The following is a 19,138-nucleotide window of genomic DNA, read 5'->3' on the forward strand; positions in this document are numbered from 1 at the left end:
CACACTGTGTGATGCCTTTTGCTACACCACCTGTGTGTTTTGGAAAGGGGAATTCCGCATTGAAACGTAGAGTTGCAATTATTGGAATGGTTGTTGCATTTTTAATTGGTGCTGGCGGAATGTTTGCAGGTATGTCTTTATTTGGGGTTAACCCAGCAGAAGTAACGCAAACAATTTCGAGTGGAAACGCTAGCACTGCGCAAGGGAATTTGGCAAAAATTAATGAGGCGTATGCACTAATTGATTCACGTTATGTGGAAGACGTGAAAGATGAAAAATTAGTCGAAGGTGCAATACAAGGCATGTTGTCTACGCTGAAGGACCCTTATTCCACGTATATGGATAAAGAAACGGCTAAACAGTTTAGTGAATCGCTTGATCCTGAGCTAGAGGGGATTGGGGCTGAGGTGAACAAGACGGATGGTAAGCTTATTATCGTATCTCCAATTAAAGGCTCACCGGCAGAAAAGATTGGAATTAAACCGAATGACCAAATTTTATCTGTAGATGGAAATAGTGTGAAAGATTTATCACGTGAAGAAGCGGTATTAAAGATTCGTGGTAAAAAAGGAACGACTGTTGCGATTGAAATTAAGCGTGCAGGAGTGGCTGATCCGATTGTATTTAAAATTAAGCGTGAAAAAATTCCAATCTTCACAGTGTTTAGCTCTGTGAAACAAGAGAGCGGAAAAGATATCGGTTATATGCAAATTACTTCTTTTGCTGAAAATACAGCGAAAGAATTTAAGGATCAGTTAAAAGAGTTAGAGAAGAAAAACATAAAAGGCTTAGTTATTGACGTACGTGGTAATCCTGGTGGCTACTTAAATAGTGTAGAAGAGATACTAGGAGAAATTATGACGGATAAAAAGCCGATGCTACAAGTAGAAGAGCGAAATGGTGAGAAGAAGAAATTCTCTACGGAACTGAAAGAGAGAAAGCCATATCCAATTTCAGTATTAATTGATAACGGAAGTGCTTCTGCTTCAGAGATTTTAGCGGGTGCGCTAAAAGAGGGAGAAGGATACGATTTAATTGGTGAAAAAACGTTTGGTAAAGGGACTGTTCAGCAAGCTGTTCCATTTAAAGATGGCAGTAACATCAAATTAACGATGTTTAAATGGCTGACACCGGATGGAAACTGGATTCATAAAAAAGGAATCAAGCCAACTGTAGAAGTGAAACAACCAGATTATTATCATGCTACACCAATTCAAATTGAAAAGACACTTTCATACAATGCAAATGATGTACAAGTAAAACACGCCCAAGAAATGCTTAAGAGTTTAGGATATGTACCAGGACGTGAAGATGGATACTTTAGTAAAGAGACAGAATCAGCACTGAAAGCATTCCAAAATGCGAATAAGATGGAAGCGACAGGACAGCTCGATAAAAAGACAGCTGAGGCGATTCAAACGAAAATTATTGAAAAAATCCGTTCTGGAGAAAATGATCTACAATTACAGTCAGCATTAAAATTAATGGCGAAATAAAGTGAAACTTTAATCAGTGGGGAGGGCTTCATTCCCCACTGATTATCAGCCCTCACCAATCGGACTTTTATGGGCAGCCCGCCCCCCACCTAAATTCTTTGTTTTCGCTGAATTTTGAGGTGGGGGTCTTACTGCCCATTAAAGTGGGATAAAAAGAAATACAGGCGGTTTGCTGCCTGTATTTTTTTGTGTTAAACAAACGTTTGTCCAGTTATGATAATATAAAAAGAAAGAATGATATAAATGGTGGTGAATGGGTTCGTGGAGGCATGGATTTTTGAAATAATGCGGGCAGTTGGACGTTTTTTCTTACACCCTGCTGTCTATGTATTTTTAATAAGTAGTATCTTCGTTGGATACTTACGTATGTTACGAGAACGAAAAGATTTTTCTTTTAAAGTTTATGATATTTGGTTTGAACTGCGAACGTCCTTATTTGCGGGAGTTAAATACGGATTAATCGTATCTATCATCACAATTGGGCTTGGACTTGTTGTTTCTAAAGCAAGCTTATGGGCCATTTTACTTTGGACGTTACTATTTGGATTAACTGCTATGTATCGATATTTATCAGCGGCTTATACGTTTAGTATCGCGATTGTATGTGTTCTATTATCTTCTAAGCTACCAGTTTCTTTCTTACAGCTTGGAGAAGGTGAAGAGAATACAATCGTATCCCTTGCTATTTTGCTAGGCATCATGCTCGTTGTAGAGGGCTTGCTGATTTCTAAAAATGCAGTAGGATATTCGACGCCGAAGATTAGGAAGGGGAAGCGTGGACTAAAGATTGGTTTACACGAATCAAAGCGTTTATGGATCGTTCCTATTTTTATTCTTGTACCAGGTGAAGCAGTAACGCAGTTTATTTCATGGTGGCCTGTCGTTTCAATCGGTTCACATACATATTCTCTATTCCTCGTTCCATTTTTAATTGGATTTATGAGAAGGATTAGAAGTTATGAGCCGACGGAAGCTTTATTATTTACAGGAAGACGTGTGTACGGATTAGCAGGACTTGTGCTTGTTTTAGGAATCGCAAGTTATTGGTGGCACGTACTTGCCATTATTGCAATGGGCGTTGCAATGCTTGGACGTTTTACAATTTCCATGCAAGAGAAAATTGCGGATGAAACAAGACCAGCGTACTTCGCTGCACGTAATGATGGACTCGTTGTACTAGATACAATTCCAAATACAATTGGAGCAGAGCTGAATTTGCTACCTGGAGAAATGATTACGAAAGTAAATGGAGTCATTCCAAGAAACGCTGAGGAATTTTATGATGCGCTTCAAACGAAGACGACAGGAGCATTTTGTAAGTTAGAAGTATTAGATACAAATGGAGAGTTACGTCTTGCTCAAACGGCATTATACGCTGGTGGACATCACGAATTGGGTATTGTGTTTGTTCAGCAGGAGCATGAATGGGATTCGGAAGCGATGTAATAGAAGAAAAGGTATCACCTTGTGGTGATGCCTTTTTTGTGTAAGATGGGCGGTAGTTATAGTACATGAAATTTATATCGGCGATTATCGGAATATATCAGCGCAACTTGAGATATATCGGCGATTATTGAAATATATCAGCGCAACTGAAATTATATCAGCGATTATTCAAATATATCGACTTTCCGGCAAAAACGACAACTATCGCAAACCTTATTTTAGTTTCATAGTCGAATCACTTGAATAATTATTTGATAATGGTTATCATTTAGGGAGTCTTTTTAATTTTGGAAAATGGAGGGAAGATATGCTACGTAAATTTTTTTCTTACTATAAACCGTATAAAGGTTTATTTATACTCGACTTTTCTTGTGCAGTCGTCGCAGGATTACTAGAACTTGGCTTCCCGCTTATCGTAAATCAATTTATTGATAAGTTATTGCCAGGGCAAAACTGGACGCTTATTTTATGGGCTTGTTTCGGTTTACTTGCAGTGTATATGTTGAATGCAGGCTTACAATATGTCGTTACATATTGGGGACATATGCTTGGTGTTAACATTGAAACAGATATGAGACAGAAATTATTTGATCATATTCAAAAGCTATCATTCAGATTTTTTGACAATAATAAAACAGGTCATTTAATTTCGCGTCTTACAAACGATTTAATGGAAATTGGGGAAATTGCTCACCATGGACCAGAAGATTTATTTATCGCCGTAATGACTTTAGTCGGAGCATTCTCATTTATGATGATGATCAACTGGAAGTTAGCGCTATTAACGTTCTTCGTCATTCCATTCCTATTATGGTTAGCACTTTACTTCAACAAAAAAATGACAGGTACGTTTAGACGTTTATTCTCAGACGTTGCTGATTTCAATGCATGTATTGAGAATAACGTTGGTGGTATTCGCGTTGTACAAGCATTCGGAAATGAAAAGTTTGAGAAAGAGCAATTTGCTGTGAACAACGCTCGTTTCCGTACAACGAAATTAATGGCGTATAAAATTATGGCGTTAAATTCATCGATTAGTTATATGCTCATGCGTCTCGTAACGCTCTTCGTCTTAATATGCGGTACATGGTTTGTTCTGCAAGGTGAATTAACGTACGGTGGATTTATCGGATTCGTTCTATTAACGAATATTTTCTTCCGCCCAATTGAAAAAATTAATGCGGTAATCGAAAGTTATCCGAAAGGGATCGCCGGTTTTAAAAGGTATGTAGAGCTTCTTGAAACAGAGCCAGATATTGTAGACTCTAAAGATGCGATGGAAGTGAAACATGTACACGGTGATATTCAATATAACAACATTACGTTCGGATATGAAAATAAAGAGCCGATTTTAAATGATATTAGTTTGAAAATACATGCAGGTGAAACAGTTGCGTTCGTTGGACCATCTGGAGCTGGAAAAACGACGTTATGTAGCTTATTACCACGTTTTTATGAGCAATCATCTGGATCCATTCAAATTGATGGTATTGATACGAAAGACATGACGTTATCTTCACTTCGTAAGCAAATTGGAATTGTGCAGCAAGACGTGTTCTTATTCTCTGGAACGATTCGTGAAAATATTGCTTACGGAAATTTAAAGGCGTCAGAGGCTGAAATTTGGCAGGCGGTAAAACGTGCGCAGTTAGAAGACTTAATTTACTCACAACCAGAAGGTTTAGATACTGTTATTGGTGAGCGCGGTGTGAAACTTTCAGGTGGACAGAAGCAGCGTCTAGCAATTGCTCGTATGTTCTTGAAAAACCCGCCAATTTTAATATTAGATGAAGCGACTTCCGCATTAGATACAGAGACGGAACTTGCGATTCAAAAATCACTTGCTGAACTATCTGTTGGCCGTACAACGTTAGTTATCGCTCACAGACTTGCAACGATTAAAAATGCAGATCGCATCGTCGTTGTAAATAAAGATGGGATTGCAGAACAAGGTTCACATGATGAATTAATTGAACAAGGCGGGGGATACAGTAGGTTATACGAAGCTCAGTTTAGTTCGTAAATATAATTTGTACTGAATTAGTGCACCATAAGTAAGTGAAAATCTTATATGGGAGGCTATGAAGCATGATTGTAACAACAACGTCTACAATTCAAGGAAAAGAAATTATTGAGTATATCGATATCGTCAATGGAGAAGCGATTATGGGCGCGAATATCGTTCGTGACCTTTTCGCCTCTGTCCGTGACGTTGTCGGCGGTCGTGCAGGTGCTTATGAAAGTAAATTAAAAGAAGCGCGCGACATTGCAATGGAAGAGATGAAAACTTTCGCAAGACAAAAAAATGCGAATGCAATTGTTGGTATCGACGTGGATTACGAAGTAGTTCGCGAAGGGATGCTAATGGTTGCGGTGAGCGGGACTGCTGTCCGTATTTAAAGTAAAAAGCCGTGCTGATGCACGGCTTTTTACTGTTATTGATGCTATTCTATGTCGAAGTTTCAATATTTCTTGGGAAATGCGGAAGGTCTCGTCGATATATAGGGAAGACATTAGAGTGCTTCTTTACATTTCCGGATTTCAATTAATAATGTTTCATATTCTTGTTCGAGAGATTTAATGTCATCGTGATGATTTGGTATGGAAATTCGGCCGATGATTTCTGTTAATTTTGTTTGTAATCGTAACAATTCTTGTTCAGTAACGTTTACAGAATCCTCGGTTGTTCTCTTGGTGTATTGCTCGTAATTACCGTGGAAGATTCTTGGTTCACTCTCATCTACTTGTATAATATGGTCTGCAACAGAGCGAATAAAGGCGCGGTCATGGCTAATAAAAAGTATAGTGCCAGGATATTCTTGTAACATGCTTTCTAATTCTTCTTGTGTTGCTAAGTCTAAATAGTTTGTCAAACTTATTTCAGCTTGTGATTTTTGAATTCGTTATTATAAATTTGTGCCTTCGCTAGCGCCTCAGCATCATTTTGGATTTCATCTAATCCATTCGCATCTCCAATAATATAACCTTCAAATGATGAACCAACAAAATCAAAGATGTATTGGAACTGGGAGATAAGTGGTAATGCTTTTAGTTTCGGATTATCGCCGCCAACGATAACAACGTACATTTTTTTGCCTTTCATTTTTTCTTTGAAATGAAGGGATGTATCACGCAAGCTTTGTGACCAGCGATCGATGAAGTTTTTCATATGACCACTCATCCCGTACCAATATAATGGGGTAGCAAAGATAATTGTGTTGTGCTCTAACATGCGCTTGGTTAACTGCTCGTAGTCATCATCTACAGGTTGGAATCCTCCTGCATCATGACGCTGATCTGTAATAGGATAGACTGTGTGATCACGTAAATAAATTTGTTCTGTTTCAATTCCATCAATCATCATATGTGTTAAAGCTTCCGTATTTCCATTTTGTCTTGAACTGCCGTGTATAACAAACATGTAATCATTCCTTTTCTTTTGCTTTTTTTAGGAGTGAAACGTGTTTTTGCAAATTCGTTTGAATATTGGAAAGCAATGAGATTTGCTTTGTTACTTCATTAAGTTTATCTTCATAAAGCGTAAGGATGCTGCTGCACGGATTGTCGTATAAGTGCGGTTCAATTTCAAGGCAGCGCAGCATCCTTGCCGTCTCTTCTAAATTTAAGCCAATTTGTAAGTACATTTGAATAAGCTCCACTTTTTCGATGGCACTTTCGTCAAAATCACGATAGCCATTTGCGAGGCGCTTCGAAGGGAGTAATCCCTTTTCTTCGTAATGTCTTAGTGATCTTTCGCTAACGCTAGTTTCTTTTGATAACTCCCCGATTCGCAATACGTTTCACTCCTTCTACATGTATTGTAAACCTTCACACTAATGTGAGGGTCAACTCTGTTTTTTCGCAAAAGAATCTACATGATTTAAAAACACTTGAATAGCTTTAGATGGAATGAAATATTTGCCACGCACGATGGAGAATGGACGGATAAGTTGTTCATTTGGAACTTCGACGTGGAATAGTTCTTTTGCCAGTAGCTCTTTCCGTACAGTCCAATCAGAAAGTATAGCAATGCCAAGCCCGGCACTAACTGCTTCCTTTACACTTTGGATACTACTAAATGTAAAGAATCGTTTCATTTTTAAATGGTGTTGATGAATAAAGCGATCGCTATAAGCACGTGTTCCAGAACCACTTTCTCTTAATACCCATACTTGGTCTTGGAGTGTCCTTTCATTTATTTCATTTGTGCGGAGCAGTGGATGATTTGGCGGAACGACGAGCTTCATTTCATCTTGCATAAATGTTTCAACGTCAACGTCGGCGTATACGACTTGTCCTTCCACTAAGCCGATATCAATTTGATTAGATCGAAGACTTTGCAAGACGTCTTCTGTATTGGAGATAAAAGTATGGACTTCGACATGCGGATTTTCATTCGCATAGTTAGCTAGTATTTTTGGAAGTAAGTATTCGCCGATTGTAAAACTAGCACCAATGCGAAGCGTTCCTGTTACAACGTTATGTAGCTCGTTAATTTCTTGTTTGGCATCTTCGTAAAGAGAGAGCATTTGCTTTGCGTGTATATATAAGATATTTCCGGCCTCGGTCACTTGAACGTGCTTCGGGGATCGCTGAATGAGTGTAGTTCCAAATTCGTTTTCTAAGTTGCGAATGTGCATACTTACGCCAGGCTGTGAAAGGTTTAATAATTCCGCTGCACGAGAGAAGTGTTTCTGTTCAACAACCGTAACAAAAATTTTTAAAATGTCTACGTTCATATCATCTGCTCCTTTCTTTTTCTATCATTTTATCATAAGTATTTCTGATGATAGAGATTTGGTATTGGTATTAAACTTATTATAGAAACTCTCTTATAATGTAAGTAGAAAGAACATGCATGTTCCAATACGATTATTGGGGTGGTTCAAAGTGGAACAAACACTTGTTATACAAAAGAAGAAGCGTTTTGGATTTTCGCAAGGGATTGGGATTACATTATTAATCGCAATTGTGGCGAAATATTTAGCGGAGCTTCCATTTTTAAATATTATGGGACAATTAGTAATTGCTATTCTAATTGGGATGGTTTGGCGTGCGGCAATTGGAGTTCCTCATGATGCGATTGCAGGAACGAATTTCGCGAGTAAGAAATTACTTCGCTTCGGGATCATCTTACTTGGAATGCGATTAAATCTTGTTGATATTGCGAAGGCGGGACCGAAAGTATTGGTTATCGCTGCGGTTGTTATTACATTTACGATTTTCGTTGTATATGGACTAACGAAAGTATTTAAAGTAGAAAAGAAACTTGGGATTTTAACAGCATGCGGGACAGCAATTTGCGGCGCGGCAGCGGTCGTGGCAATTGCGCCGCAAGTGAAAGCAAAAGATGATGAAACGGCAGTTGGGGCTGCAATCATTGCAATTTTAGGTACGATATTTACGCTTATTTATACGTTATTATATCCAGTACTTGGCCTATCTCCATACGGTTACGGTGTATTCTCAGGGGCCACGCTGCATGAAATCGCTCATGTCATCGCAGCTGCGGCGCCAGGAGGAAGCACGGCTGTAGACATCGCAGTTATCGTGAAGTTAACGCGCGTTGCAATGCTTGTACCAGTAGCGATTTTAATTGGGTTATGGTTTGGTAAGAGTGAAGGTAGCAAAGAAAAGAAATCGTGGCGAGACCTTCCAATTCCGTGGTTCATTTTCGGATTTTTAGCGATGAGTGCGGTGCATTCGCTGGGCGTGATTCCAGAAGTTGTTGCGGGATATATTGTAGTCATCGCTTATATGCTTATCGCAATGGCGATGGCGGGGCTTGGTTTAAATGTAGAGTTTAAAACGTTCCGGAAGTTAGGGAGCAAAGCATTCGTCGCAGGGCTGATCGGCTCGGTTTGCTTATCGGTTCTTGGATACGTTCTTGTATATGTGTTAGGGTTTATGTAGTAGAGGAGAAAGCTGTTCCCAAGGTATTTGGGACAGCTTTTTCTTATGCTTATCTTGCTACGAATGTCGGTATTTGTCGGTAAGTCGATATATTTGGAAAATCGCTGATATAAATTTAATTCCCCCTGTACTTTGTTAGAAAAGATGTTCAGTGAAATGTTTTTCTAAAATTTGTAAAGATATCTTTACTTGTATCTGGAAAATATTTATAATTAAAGTAAAGATATCTTTACTTTTGAAGGTGGAGCCTATGGGTGTGAAAAATAAAATTAAAGAATTAAGAAAGCAACATCATATAACACAAGTTGAAATGGCAAAGGCGATGCAAGTGACACGGCAGACAATCGTGGCGATTGAAAACCATCATTACAATCCGAGTCTAGAGTTATCCTTAAAAATCGCCAAATATTTTGGAGTGAAGGTGGAAGAAATATTTACGCTGGAGTAAGGGGAGAGAAAAATGCAGGATGAGTTTGAGAGATTTCAGTCAGATAAAGCGTTTAAATATTTAGGGTTGTTTTTAGCGATTAGTTTAGCCATATGGAGTTTGTACAATTTAATTGTTTACGGAAGTGCTGGTATGCCGTTTGTGTTATTTGTACTAGGGCAGTTTGTTTATTTCTTTGTGAACTATTGGCCGAAATGGAGATATAGAAATAGTAAAGAGGCTGATCGTGTATAAGTATGGCATCGATGAGTATTTTCGCAACAAGGAATAGATAGAAAAAGGGGAACTGGGATGGGATTACCGGTATTATGTGTCGCTACAGTTATATTTGCGCTTCTTTGGGGAATGCAAAATTTTTCTCGTAATCCAGTGCCAAGCATTTGTATTATGATTGGTACTGTAGGTTTATCGTATTATTTATTACTATTAGCTCATTATCATAAAACCGCAACGAGCGTTGTTGTTGGCGCGCTTATTTTATGTTGTGGTCGTGCTGTACACAAGGGGTTATTTCCGTAAAAGCTGTTTATACAAAGAGTATAAACAGCTTTTTGTATTTTTTTTACAAAAGGCTTGAAAGTGACGTAACGTCATCTTTTATAATGAAGGGGAAGAGGTGATGGTAGTGATTTCAATACAACAATTGACGAAAGAAACAGGGGTAACAGTACGTACATTACGTTATTATGATCAAATAGATTTATTAAAGCCGAGCGGGAAAACAGAAGGGGGCCATCGTTTATATAGTGAAGCTGACGTAATACGTCTCCAACAAATTTTATTTTTAAAGGAAATGGGATTTTCGTTAAAAGAAACTGCGAATATGTTAGTAAAAGGTGAGTTGGATTTAAAGAATTCTCTTGAAAAACAACTTCGATTTGTGCAGGAAGAACAAAAGAAATTTAATCGAATGGAGCGTGTTTTACAAGCGGTTGTTTATTCGGTAGATGTAGAGGGAGAGCTCGATTGGAAAGTTATGTTTGAATTAATTCAGCTTTCGAAACAGTCGCCTCGTATACGTGAAATATTCCAAAATGAAGTGTTTTCAAAGGAAGAACAAAAATTGCTTCAGAATTTGCCAAATATGAGTGAAGAAGATCCGAATGTTTTAGAATGGGTAGATTTATTAAAGCAATTACGTACTTTTATGAAAGAAGGTAAAGAAGCCGCTAGTGATGAGGTACAAGAAGCGACGAAGAAATTAATGCAGAAGTGTTTAGAGATGGCTAATGGTGACGAAGCGTTTTTAGATAAGTTATGGGAAGTTAGAAAATCGAAAGAAGCTTCACAGAAAATGAGCATGTATCCAATCGAAGAAGAACTTTTACTATATATGGATGAAGCTTGTCGTATTTATGATGAAAAGGAGAAGGATAAATGAGTATGCTCGCAGAATATCGTTGGTATTTTTTAATTGGGGCAGAGATTGTATTTTGGTTATCGGCTATCGGTTTCTTTTTACTCCGTTACGGATTTCGTTTGAAAAAGGCGAGTTTTATTATGGGGATTGTACTACTCATAAATGAAGTGTTTATTTTAACTTTAGGAGTAGTGGATTACTATCAAACAGGAAAGTTCTCTAACTTTCAAATCATTACTGTAATCATTTTATTGTATGCAGTCTTTTACGGGAAAAAGGATTTGAAGAAGCTTGATATATTTGCGCAAAAGCTAGTTGCGAAATGGCGGAATGAGCCGGCGCCTATTATAGAAGGACAGGTAGAATTAACAGGTATGGCTTATGCGAAGCAGGAAATAAAAAATTGGGTATTGCACCTTAGTTTGTTTGTTGTTGTGCATATTTTCTTTTTCTTTCTGTACGGTCTTGCCCCGGTTGAACAATGGCGTAATTGGTTAGAAACGGGAATTGTTTTAAATAAAGCAGCGAGTCGGGTTAGCCAAGTTTGGGCGATTATACTTTTAGTGGATGCAGTTATTTCATTTTCATATGTGATTTTTCCGAAGAAGGAGAAAGGGAAAAAGAAGCTAATTTCGTAGGGGGAATTAGCTTTTTTAGTATACCAACAGTTTGTGTAGGAGAGGATGACAGTAGGAAAAAGAGTTGATTTTAAATGAAGTGGAATCTTAATCGGTGTGGTGCTTACTGTTTGTTCATGCGTAAGAAGATTTCATAAGGAAGGAGGTGCACTCTCCTTCCTTTTTCTATATATATTGTCGAAAACTTTACCGAATATCTGTTCGTTTTTTTAGGTTTTTTATGAGTATTCGTGGTAAAATAATAATACAGATTTTTATGAGGAGGTCGGATTTTACTTGGAACGTCAATTTGAAATTATCTCAGCGTATTCCCCACAAGGTGATCAGCCGGTAGCTATAGAGAAGCTTGTAGAGGGAATTAATAGTGGAAAGAAAAAGCAAGTGTTGCTTGGAGCAACAGGAACGGGTAAGACATTTACGATTTCAAATGTCATTAAAGAAGTGCAAAAGCCAACGCTTGTTATGGCTCACAATAAAACGTTAGCAGGACAGTTATATAGTGAGTTGAAAGACTTTTTCCCGAATAATGCAGTTGAATATTTTGTTAGTTATTATGATTATTATCAACCAGAAGCGTATGTGCCGCAAACAGATACGTTTATTGAAAAAGACGCACAGATTAATGATGAAATTGATAAATTGCGTCACTCGGCAACGTCTGCATTATTTGAACGGGATGATGTAATTATTGTTGCGAGTGTTTCGTGTATATATGGTTTAGGTTCTCCAGAAGAATACCGCGAGTTAGTTGTTTCACTTCGAGTTGGTATGGAAAAGGATCGCAATCAATTGCTTCGTGAACTTGTTGATGTGCAGTATGGACGTAATGATATTGATTTCAAGCGTGGTACATTCCGCGTGCGCGGAGATGTAGTTGAAATCTTCCCGGCATCACTTGACGAGCATTGTATTCGAATTGAGTTTTTTGGTGATGAAATTGACCGTATTCGCGAAGTGAATGCGTTAACAGGGGAAGTATTAGCAGAGCGTGATCATGTAGCAATCTTCCCAGCATCTCACTTCGTTACACGTGAAGAAAAAATGAAGGTCGCTATTGAAAATATCGAAAAAGAATTAGAAGAGCGTTTAAAGGAATTAAATGATAACGGCAAGTTGTTAGAAGCGCAGCGTATAGAGCAGCGTACACGTTATGATTTAGAAATGATGCGCGAGATGGGCTTTTGTTCAGGTATTGAAAACTATTCCCGTCATTTAACACTCCGTCCAGCGGGGGCAACGCCGTATACGTTATTAGACTATTTCCCGGAAGATTTCTTAATCGTTATGGATGAGTCGCACGTATCAGTGCCGCAAGTAAGAGCGATGTATAACGGGGACCAAGCGCGTAAGCAAGTGCTTGTGGATCATGGATTCCGTCTGCCATCAGCTTTAGATAATAGACCGCTCACATTTGATGAGTTTGAAGAGAAAACGAATCAAGTTATTTACGTTTCAGCAACACCGGGACCGTACGAATTAGAGCAGTCGCCAGAAGTAATAGAACAAATTATTCGTCCAACAGGGCTTTTAGATCCGCCAATTGATATACGACCAATTGAAGGGCAGATTGACGATTTATTAGGAGAGATTCAAGATCGCATTGCAAAAAATGAACGTGTATTAATTACAACTTTAACGAAGAAGATGTCAGAGGATTTAACAGACTACTTAAAAGATGTAGGGATTAAGGTGAATTACCTGCATTCTGAGGTGAAAACATTAGAACGTATTGAAATTATTCGGGATCTTCGTCTTGGTAAGTTTGATGTTCTTGTTGGTATTAACTTATTGCGAGAAGGGTTAGATATTCCAGAAGTATCGCTTGTAGCGATATTAGATGCGGATAAGGAAGGGTTCTTACGTTCAGAACGTTCATTAATTCAAACAATTGGCCGTGCAGCACGTAATGAAAACGGCCGCGTTATTATGTACGCAGATCGTATAACGAGATCGATGGGAATTGCGATTGAAGAAACACAGCGTCGTCGTAGTATACAAGAGGCTTACAATAAAGAGCATGGTATTACGCCGAAAACGATTCAAAAAGGTGTGCGTGATGTAATTCGTGCAACGACAGCTGCTGAAGAAACAGAAACGTATGAAGCAACGCCAGCTAAGAAGATGACGAAAAAAGAGCGTGAAAAGACAATTGCGAAGATGGAAGCAGAAATGAAAGAAGCAGCAAAAGCGTTAGACTTCGAGCGTGCAGCTGAATTAAGAGATTTACTATTAGAATTAAAAGCGGAAGGGTGAAAAGAGTGAGTAAGAGCAAGGATTTTATCGTTGTAAAAGGTGCTAGAGCACATAACTTAAAAAATATTGATGTAACCATTCCGAGAAATCAGCTTGTCGTTGTAACAGGATTGTCTGGTTCGGGGAAATCATCATTAGCATTTGATACAATTTATGCAGAAGGGCAGCGCAGATACGTAGAATCGTTATCTGCGTATGCACGCCAGTTTTTAGGACAAATGGATAAACCGGATGTAGATACGATTGAAGGATTGTCACCAGCAATTTCAATCGATCAAAAAACGACGAGTCGTAATCCGCGTTCAACTGTTGGAACGGTAACGGAGATCTATGATTATTTACGTTTATTATTTGCGCGAATTGGTACGCCAATTTGTCCAAATCATGGCATTGAAATTACATCACAAACAGTAGAGCAGATGGTAGACCGCGTCCTTGAATATCCTGAACGTACGAAATTACAAGTGTTAGCTCCTATCGTTTCTGGCCGTAAAGGTGCACATGTGAAAGTGCTTGAAGATATTAAGAAGCAAGGATATGTTCGTGTACGTGTTGATGGTGAAATGCTTGATGTGTCTGAAGATATTGCGTTAGATAAAAATAAGAAGCATTCCATTGAAGTTGTAATAGACCGTATTGTTGTAAAAGAAGGAATCGCAAGCCGTCTTGCGGATTCACTTGAAAGTGCATTAAAGCTTGGCGGGGGACGAGTGTTAATCGATGTTATGGGAGAAGAGGAACTTCTATTTAGTGAGCATCATGCTTGTCCGCATTGTGGTTTTTCAATCGGAGAATTAGAGCCGCGTATGTTCTCATTCAATAGTCCGTTCGGTGCATGTCCTTCTTGTGATGGACTTGGCTCAAAGCTAGAGGTAGATTTAGAACTTGTTATTCCGAACTGGGATTTATCATTAAATGAACATGCGATTGCGCCTTGGGAACCGACAAGTTCACAATATTACCCACAGCTTTTACAATCTGTATGTAATCACTACGGCGTTGATATGGATGTGCCTGTGAAAGATATACCGAAAGATTTATTTGATAAAGTGTTGTACGGAAGCGGTGAAGAGAAAGTTTATTTCCGCTATGTAAATGAATTTGGTCAAGTAAAGGAAAATGAGATTTTATTTGAAGGTGTTATTCCAAATATTGAACGTCGTTATCGCGAAACGAGTTCTGATTACATCCGTGAGCAAATGGAAAAGTATATGGCAGAACAAGCTTGTCCGAAGTGTAAAGGTGGACGTTTAAAACCTGAGAGTTTAGCTGTTTTCGTTGGTGGAAAAACGATTGCTGATGTAACGAAATATTCTGTTCAAGAAGTACAGGAATTCTTCTCAAGTGTGGAGCTAACAGAGAAACAACAAAAAATTGCTCATTTAATTTTAAGAGAAATTCAGGAGCGCGTTGGGTTCTTAGTGAACGTCGGTTTAGATTATTTAACGTTAAGTCGTGCCGCAGGAACTTTATCAGGTGGTGAGGCGCAACGTATTCGTTTAGCAACGCAAATTGGTTCTCGTCTTACTGGCGTACTTTACATTCTTGATGAGCCTTCTATCGGTTTGCATCAGCGCGATAACGATCGTCTGATTCGTACATTGCAAGAAATGCGTGATTTAGGTAATACGTTAATTGTTGTTGAGCATGATGAAGATACGATGATGGCAGCTGATTATTTACTTGATATCGGGCCTGGCGCAGGTATTCACGGTGGACAAGTCGTATCAGCAGGTACACCAGCTGAAGTGATGCAAGATGAGAATTCGCTAACAGGGAAGTATTTAAGCGGTAAAGAGTTTATTCCAGTTCCACTTGAAAGACGTAAAGGTGACGGACGAAAAGTGGAAATTGTCGGTGCAAAGGAGAATAACTTAAAGAACGCGAAAATGTCATTCCCGCTTGGTACGTTTGTAGCGGTAACGGGTGTATCTGGTTCTGGTAAAAGTACGATGATTAATGAAGTACTATATAAATCGTTAGCGCAAAAGTTATATAAAGCGAAAGCGAAGCCAGGTACGCATAAAGAGATTAAAGGTCTTGAGCATTTAGATAAAGTAATCGATATAGATCAATCGCCAATCGGTCGTACACCACGTTCTAACCCTGCGACTTATACAGGTGTGTTCGATGATATTCGTGATGTGTTTGCTCAAACGAATGAAGCGAAAGTGCGCGGATATCAAAAAGGACGTTTCAGCTTTAACGTAAAAGGTGGACGTTGTGAAGCGTGCCGTGGTGATGGAATTATTAAAATCGAAATGCACTTCTTACCAGACGTATACGTTCCGTGTGAAGTTTGTCACGGTAAACGTTACAACCGTGAAACGTTAGAAGTGAAATATAAAGATAAAAACATTTCTGAAGTGTTAGGGATGACGATTGAAGACGGGGTAGAGTTCTTCGCTAATATCCCAAAAATTAAGCGTAAACTTCAAACGCTTGTAGATGTAGGGCTTGGTTATATGAAATTAGGACAACCAGCTACGACGTTATCTGGTGGTGAAGCACAGCGTGTGAAATTAGCTTCTGAATTACACCGTCGTTCTACAGGTCGTACATTATACATTTTAGATGAGCCAACGACTGGTTTACATGCGCATGATATCGCACGTCTGCTAGAAGTGTTGCAACGTCTTGTTGAGAGCGGTGAGACGGTACTTGTAATTGAACATAATTTAGATGTAATTAAAACAGCGGATTATATCGTTGACCTTGGACCAGAGGGCGGAGACAAAGGTGGACAAATCGTTGCTTCCGGAACGCCAGAGCAAGTAGTGAAAGAAGAGCGCTCGTATACAGGTAAGTATTTAAAAGAGATTTTAAATCGTGATAAAGCAAGAATGAAAGAGAGAATAAAAGAAGTAGAGCTATCTCAATAAGGGTATTACGAAAAACCGAGTGGGAATGACACTCGGTTTTTCGTTCATAGGGGGAGAAGATGGGGTTTTTAGATGTGTTGCGAAAGAAAAATATGAAGGTAAGAGAGTTTCAAAAGTGGGGTGTATATTTTCGAAAACGCTGGGAGGATCATTTTGCAAACCATTTAAGTGATGAAGAAAAAGAGGGCATTTTCCTTTATGGAGATAAGTATGCATGTGGATATCTTTGGCACATATTTAGTTATGAGAAAAAGAAGTGTTTAGAGGGGAAAGAAGCGGAAAACGCGTTTCATAATGAAGTGAAAAAGGAGTGCTACATCTTCTATCAACACTGTGATGATGTACTACTAATAAAAGATGCAAGTTTATTAATTATGGATGATATATTACGTGAAACAGATGATATGTATAAAGGCGATATTTACATTGTAGATAAAGATTTCACTTGGACTTTTGTGAAAACGCATGAGCATAGATGGTGTGGGCCTTATTTCGCAAAGAAGTGTTAGTAGGTATACAAGCATGAAGAGTAGAATAAGTTGATATAAGTGTTTGCTGATACTTGCGTTTATTATCTATTAGCGTATGATGAAAGATATATGTTTAAAAGGATGTGTAAGAAAATGAGATGGATTGTATCACTTCTTGTAAATAGTGTTGTGTTAATCGCTGTATCGGGACTTTTAAAAGGGATTGCACCAGACGCGTTTTACGTAGCAAATATACAAACTGCAATTATTGCGAGTATTATTTTGGCTGTTTTAAATGTGTTTGTAAAACCGTTTTTAATTTTAATTACGCTACCAATTACTGTTGTAACTTTCGGGTTCTTCTTAATTGTTATTAATGCAATTACGTTAAAGATAGCAGATTCATTATTAGGGGATGCATTTAATATATCAGGTTTCGGTGTAGCGATTGTTGCGGCAATTTGTATATCAATTTTTAATATGATTATTGAAAAGGCAATTGTGGAGCCTTTATATGAAAAAAAGAGAAAATGACAAAAAGAAAAACATTTCATGATATGTATGAAATGTTTTTTTCTATTTATTAGAAACCGTATTTCTTGTTTCCAGAAAAAAATGGTACAATATCCGGTAGAATGGAATTTTACATCAAATGAGACTGAACCCGCAGCGGAGTGGAGGTTTATACATATGCCGAAAGTAAGGACAAAAGATTTAATTGAACAATTTCAATTGGAGTTAATAAGTGGTGAAGAAGGAATTCATCGTCCGATTGATACAAGTGATTTATCACGACCTGGTATTGAAATGGCAGGATTTTTTACATATTATCCAGCTGATCGCGTGCAGCTTCTTGGAAAGACGGAGCTTACGTTCTTTGACACGTTAACGTCAGAGCAAAAACAAGAGAGAATGAAAGCGCTTTGTACTGAGGAGACGCCATGTATTATTGTAACTCGTAATCAAGATGTACCAGATGAGTTGCTGCAAGCATCGCGTGAATCAGGCATGCCTTTATTACGCTCTTCTCAAACGACAACGAGATTATCAAGTCGTTTAACAAATTATTTAGAAGGTAAGTTAGCACCAACAACAGCTGTACACGGTGTGTTAGTTGATATTTACGGCGTTGGTGTTTTAATTACAGGACAAAGTGGTGTCGGTAAAAGTGAGACAGCTCTTGAGCTTGTAAAACGTGGTCATCGCCTTGTTGCGGATGATAGTGTAGAAATTCGCCAAGAAGATGAAGACATGTTAGTTGGAAGCTCGCCAGATTTAATTGAGCATTTATTAGAAATTCGTGGTCTAGGCATTATTAACGTTATGACGTTATTCGGTGCAGGGGCAGTGCGAAATTATAAGCGTATTACACTTGTTATTAATCTTGAAATTTGGGATCAAAAGAAAAATTATGATCGCTTAGGTCTTGATGAAGAGAAGATGAAGATTATTGATACAGAACTTACGAAGATTACACTTCCAGTTCGTCCTGGTCGAAACTTAGCTGTTATTATTGAAGTGGCAGCGATGAACTTCCGTTTAAAACGTATGGGAGTCAATGCAGCACAGCAGTTCTCAGAACGATTAATGAGTGCGATTGAGTTAGGAAATCAGGAGTAAACATTGGAGAGGGAGGTCATACATATGCTGTTAGGTTCTGTACCACAGCTTGACCGCGTAGCTATCCAACTTGGACCGTTTCCTGTTTATTGGTACGGGATTATTATCGGTACAGGTGTGCTATTAGGTCTTTGGCTAGCAACTCGCGAAGGAGAAAGGCTAGGTATTCCAAAAGATACATTTGTTGACCTTGTATTAATTGCAGTACCGATCGCTATTCTATTTGCGAGAATGTACTATGTTATTTTTGAATGGGAATATTACGCGCAAAACCCGAGTCAAATTATTAATATTCGTCAAGGTGGTTTGGCGATTCATGGTGGTTTAATCGGGGCTGTTATTACAGGGATTCTTTTTGCGAAACGCCGCGGGGTTTCATTCTGGAAGTTGGCTGATATTGCTGCACCAAGTATTTTACTAGGACAAGCAATTGGCCGATGGGGAAACTTTATGAACCAAGAGGCACATGGTGATGAAGTAACGAGGCAGTTTTTAGAAGGCCTTCATTTACCGGATTTCATTATTAATCAAATGTATATTGATGGTGTTTACTACCACCCAACGTTTTTATACGAATCATTATGGAATTTTGCGGGGGTAATTCTATTACTT

Annotated in this window: 20 protein-coding genes; 16 read left to right on the plus strand and 4 right to left on the minus strand. The window is 38.5% G+C overall.

Annotated elements, in window-relative coordinates; translation table 11 throughout:
• Window positions 1–59: 59 nt before the first annotated feature.
• From MR079_RS19275 to MR079_RS19290, 4 genes are all read left to right on the plus strand, one after another.
• Window positions 60–1,496 (plus strand): S41 family peptidase, encoded by a 1,437-nt coding sequence (locus MR079_RS19275; protein ID WP_455551094.1) that lies wholly within the window; start codon window positions 60–62, stop codon window positions 1,494–1,496.
• Window positions 1,497–1,739: 243 nt separating this feature from the next.
• Window positions 1,740–2,942, plus strand: a complete 1,203-nt coding sequence (locus MR079_RS19280) for a PDZ domain-containing protein (protein WP_139868365.1) — start codon at window positions 1,740–1,742, stop codon at window positions 2,940–2,942.
• A 307-nt stretch (window positions 2,943–3,249) separates the two neighbouring features.
• A complete protein-coding gene (locus MR079_RS19285; RefSeq protein ID WP_139868363.1) occupies window positions 3,250–4,965 on the plus strand; it encodes an ABC transporter ATP-binding protein in 1,716 nt (571 codons plus the stop codon).
• Between the two features lie 65 nt (window positions 4,966–5,030).
• Window positions 5,031–5,342 (plus strand): heavy metal-binding domain-containing protein, encoded by a 312-nt coding sequence (locus MR079_RS19290; RefSeq protein WP_000637523.1) that lies wholly within the window; start codon window positions 5,031–5,033, stop codon window positions 5,340–5,342.
• Window positions 5,343–5,455: 113 nt separating this feature from the next.
• Here the strand turns inward: MR079_RS19290 and MR079_RS19295 are convergent, their stop codons facing one another.
• Genes MR079_RS19295 through MR079_RS19310 form a run of 4 tightly spaced genes read right to left on the minus strand, consistent with a single transcriptional unit; the run spans window position 5,456 to window position 7,681 of the window.
• Window positions 5,456–5,815, minus strand: coding sequence for a macrolide transporter (locus MR079_RS19295; protein WP_139868362.1), 360 nt, complete (start codon window positions 5,813–5,815; stop codon window positions 5,456–5,458).
• A gap of 2 nt (window positions 5,816–5,817) precedes the next feature.
• Window positions 5,818–6,363: a flavodoxin family protein gene (locus MR079_RS19300; RefSeq protein WP_139868361.1), complete on the minus strand. Its 546-nt coding sequence runs from the start codon at window positions 6,361–6,363 to the stop codon at window positions 5,818–5,820.
• A gap of 4 nt (window positions 6,364–6,367) precedes the next feature.
• On the minus strand, window positions 6,368–6,736 hold the full coding sequence (locus MR079_RS19305; protein WP_139868359.1) for a MerR family transcriptional regulator: 369 nt from the start codon (window positions 6,734–6,736) through the stop codon (window positions 6,368–6,370).
• A 51-nt stretch (window positions 6,737–6,787) separates the two neighbouring features.
• Window positions 6,788–7,681, minus strand: coding sequence for a LysR family transcriptional regulator (locus MR079_RS19310; RefSeq protein WP_061139630.1), 894 nt, complete (start codon window positions 7,679–7,681; stop codon window positions 6,788–6,790).
• Between the two features lie 151 nt (window positions 7,682–7,832).
• On the opposite strand from MR079_RS19310, the gene MR079_RS19315 reads away from it, so the two are divergent.
• The 12 genes from MR079_RS19315 to lgt form a co-directional block, all read left to right on the plus strand.
• Window positions 7,833–8,855 (plus strand): YeiH family protein, encoded by a 1,023-nt coding sequence (locus tag MR079_RS19315; protein WP_242294456.1) that lies wholly within the window; start codon window positions 7,833–7,835, stop codon window positions 8,853–8,855.
• A gap of 250 nt (window positions 8,856–9,105) precedes the next feature.
• Window positions 9,106–9,303, plus strand: coding sequence for a helix-turn-helix transcriptional regulator (locus tag MR079_RS19320; protein WP_000538359.1), 198 nt, complete (start codon window positions 9,106–9,108; stop codon window positions 9,301–9,303).
• Window positions 9,304–9,315: 12 nt separating this feature from the next.
• Window positions 9,316–9,537, plus strand: a complete 222-nt coding sequence (locus MR079_RS19325) for a hypothetical protein (RefSeq protein WP_001150192.1) — start codon at window positions 9,316–9,318, stop codon at window positions 9,535–9,537.
• Between the two features lie 57 nt (window positions 9,538–9,594).
• Entirely contained in the window at window positions 9,595–9,822 is a 228-nt protein-coding gene (locus MR079_RS19330) for a hypothetical protein (RefSeq protein ID WP_048553074.1), read from the plus strand.
• A gap of 100 nt (window positions 9,823–9,922) precedes the next feature.
• A complete protein-coding gene (locus MR079_RS19335) occupies window positions 9,923–10,684 on the plus strand; it encodes a MerR family transcriptional regulator (protein WP_242294457.1) in 762 nt (253 codons plus the stop codon).
• A complete protein-coding gene (locus tag MR079_RS19340) occupies window positions 10,681–11,301 on the plus strand; it encodes a hypothetical protein (protein WP_242294458.1) in 621 nt (206 codons plus the stop codon). The genes MR079_RS19335 and MR079_RS19340 overlap by 4 nt, the downstream gene beginning before the upstream one ends.
• Window positions 11,302–11,577: 276 nt before the next feature.
• Complete coding sequence (uvrB, locus tag MR079_RS19345) at window positions 11,578–13,554, plus strand: excinuclease ABC subunit B (RefSeq protein WP_242294459.1); 1,977 nt, start codon at window positions 11,578–11,580, stop codon at window positions 13,552–13,554.
• A 5-nt stretch (window positions 13,555–13,559) separates the two neighbouring features.
• Window positions 13,560–16,436, plus strand: coding sequence for an excinuclease ABC subunit UvrA (gene uvrA, locus MR079_RS19350; protein ID WP_000045567.1), 2,877 nt, complete (start codon window positions 13,560–13,562; stop codon window positions 16,434–16,436).
• A gap of 59 nt (window positions 16,437–16,495) precedes the next feature.
• The gene (locus MR079_RS19355) at window positions 16,496–16,945 is read left to right on the plus strand and encodes a DUF4275 family protein (protein WP_242294460.1); all 450 of its coding nucleotides are present in this window, start codon (window positions 16,496–16,498) and stop codon (window positions 16,943–16,945) included.
• A gap of 114 nt (window positions 16,946–17,059) precedes the next feature.
• Window positions 17,060–17,440, plus strand: coding sequence for a phage holin family protein (locus MR079_RS19360; protein ID WP_001267308.1), 381 nt, complete (start codon window positions 17,060–17,062; stop codon window positions 17,438–17,440).
• A gap of 156 nt (window positions 17,441–17,596) precedes the next feature.
• Window positions 17,597–18,526 carry an HPr(Ser) kinase/phosphatase gene (gene hprK / locus MR079_RS19365; protein ID WP_001127250.1) on the plus strand — a complete coding sequence of 310 codons (930 nt, stop codon included), beginning with the start codon at window positions 17,597–17,599 and terminating at the stop codon, window positions 18,524–18,526.
• Window positions 18,527–18,550: 24 nt separating this feature from the next.
• The coding region (gene lgt, locus MR079_RS19370; protein WP_242294461.1) for a prolipoprotein diacylglyceryl transferase at window positions 18,551–19,138 on the plus strand (588 nt) is incomplete at its 3' end.

Source organism: Bacillus cereus group sp. BfR-BA-01381 (assembly GCF_022663555.1).
In the GTDB taxonomy this organism is placed as follows: Bacteria; Bacillota; Bacilli; order Bacillales; family Bacillaceae_G; genus Bacillus_A; species Bacillus_A pacificus.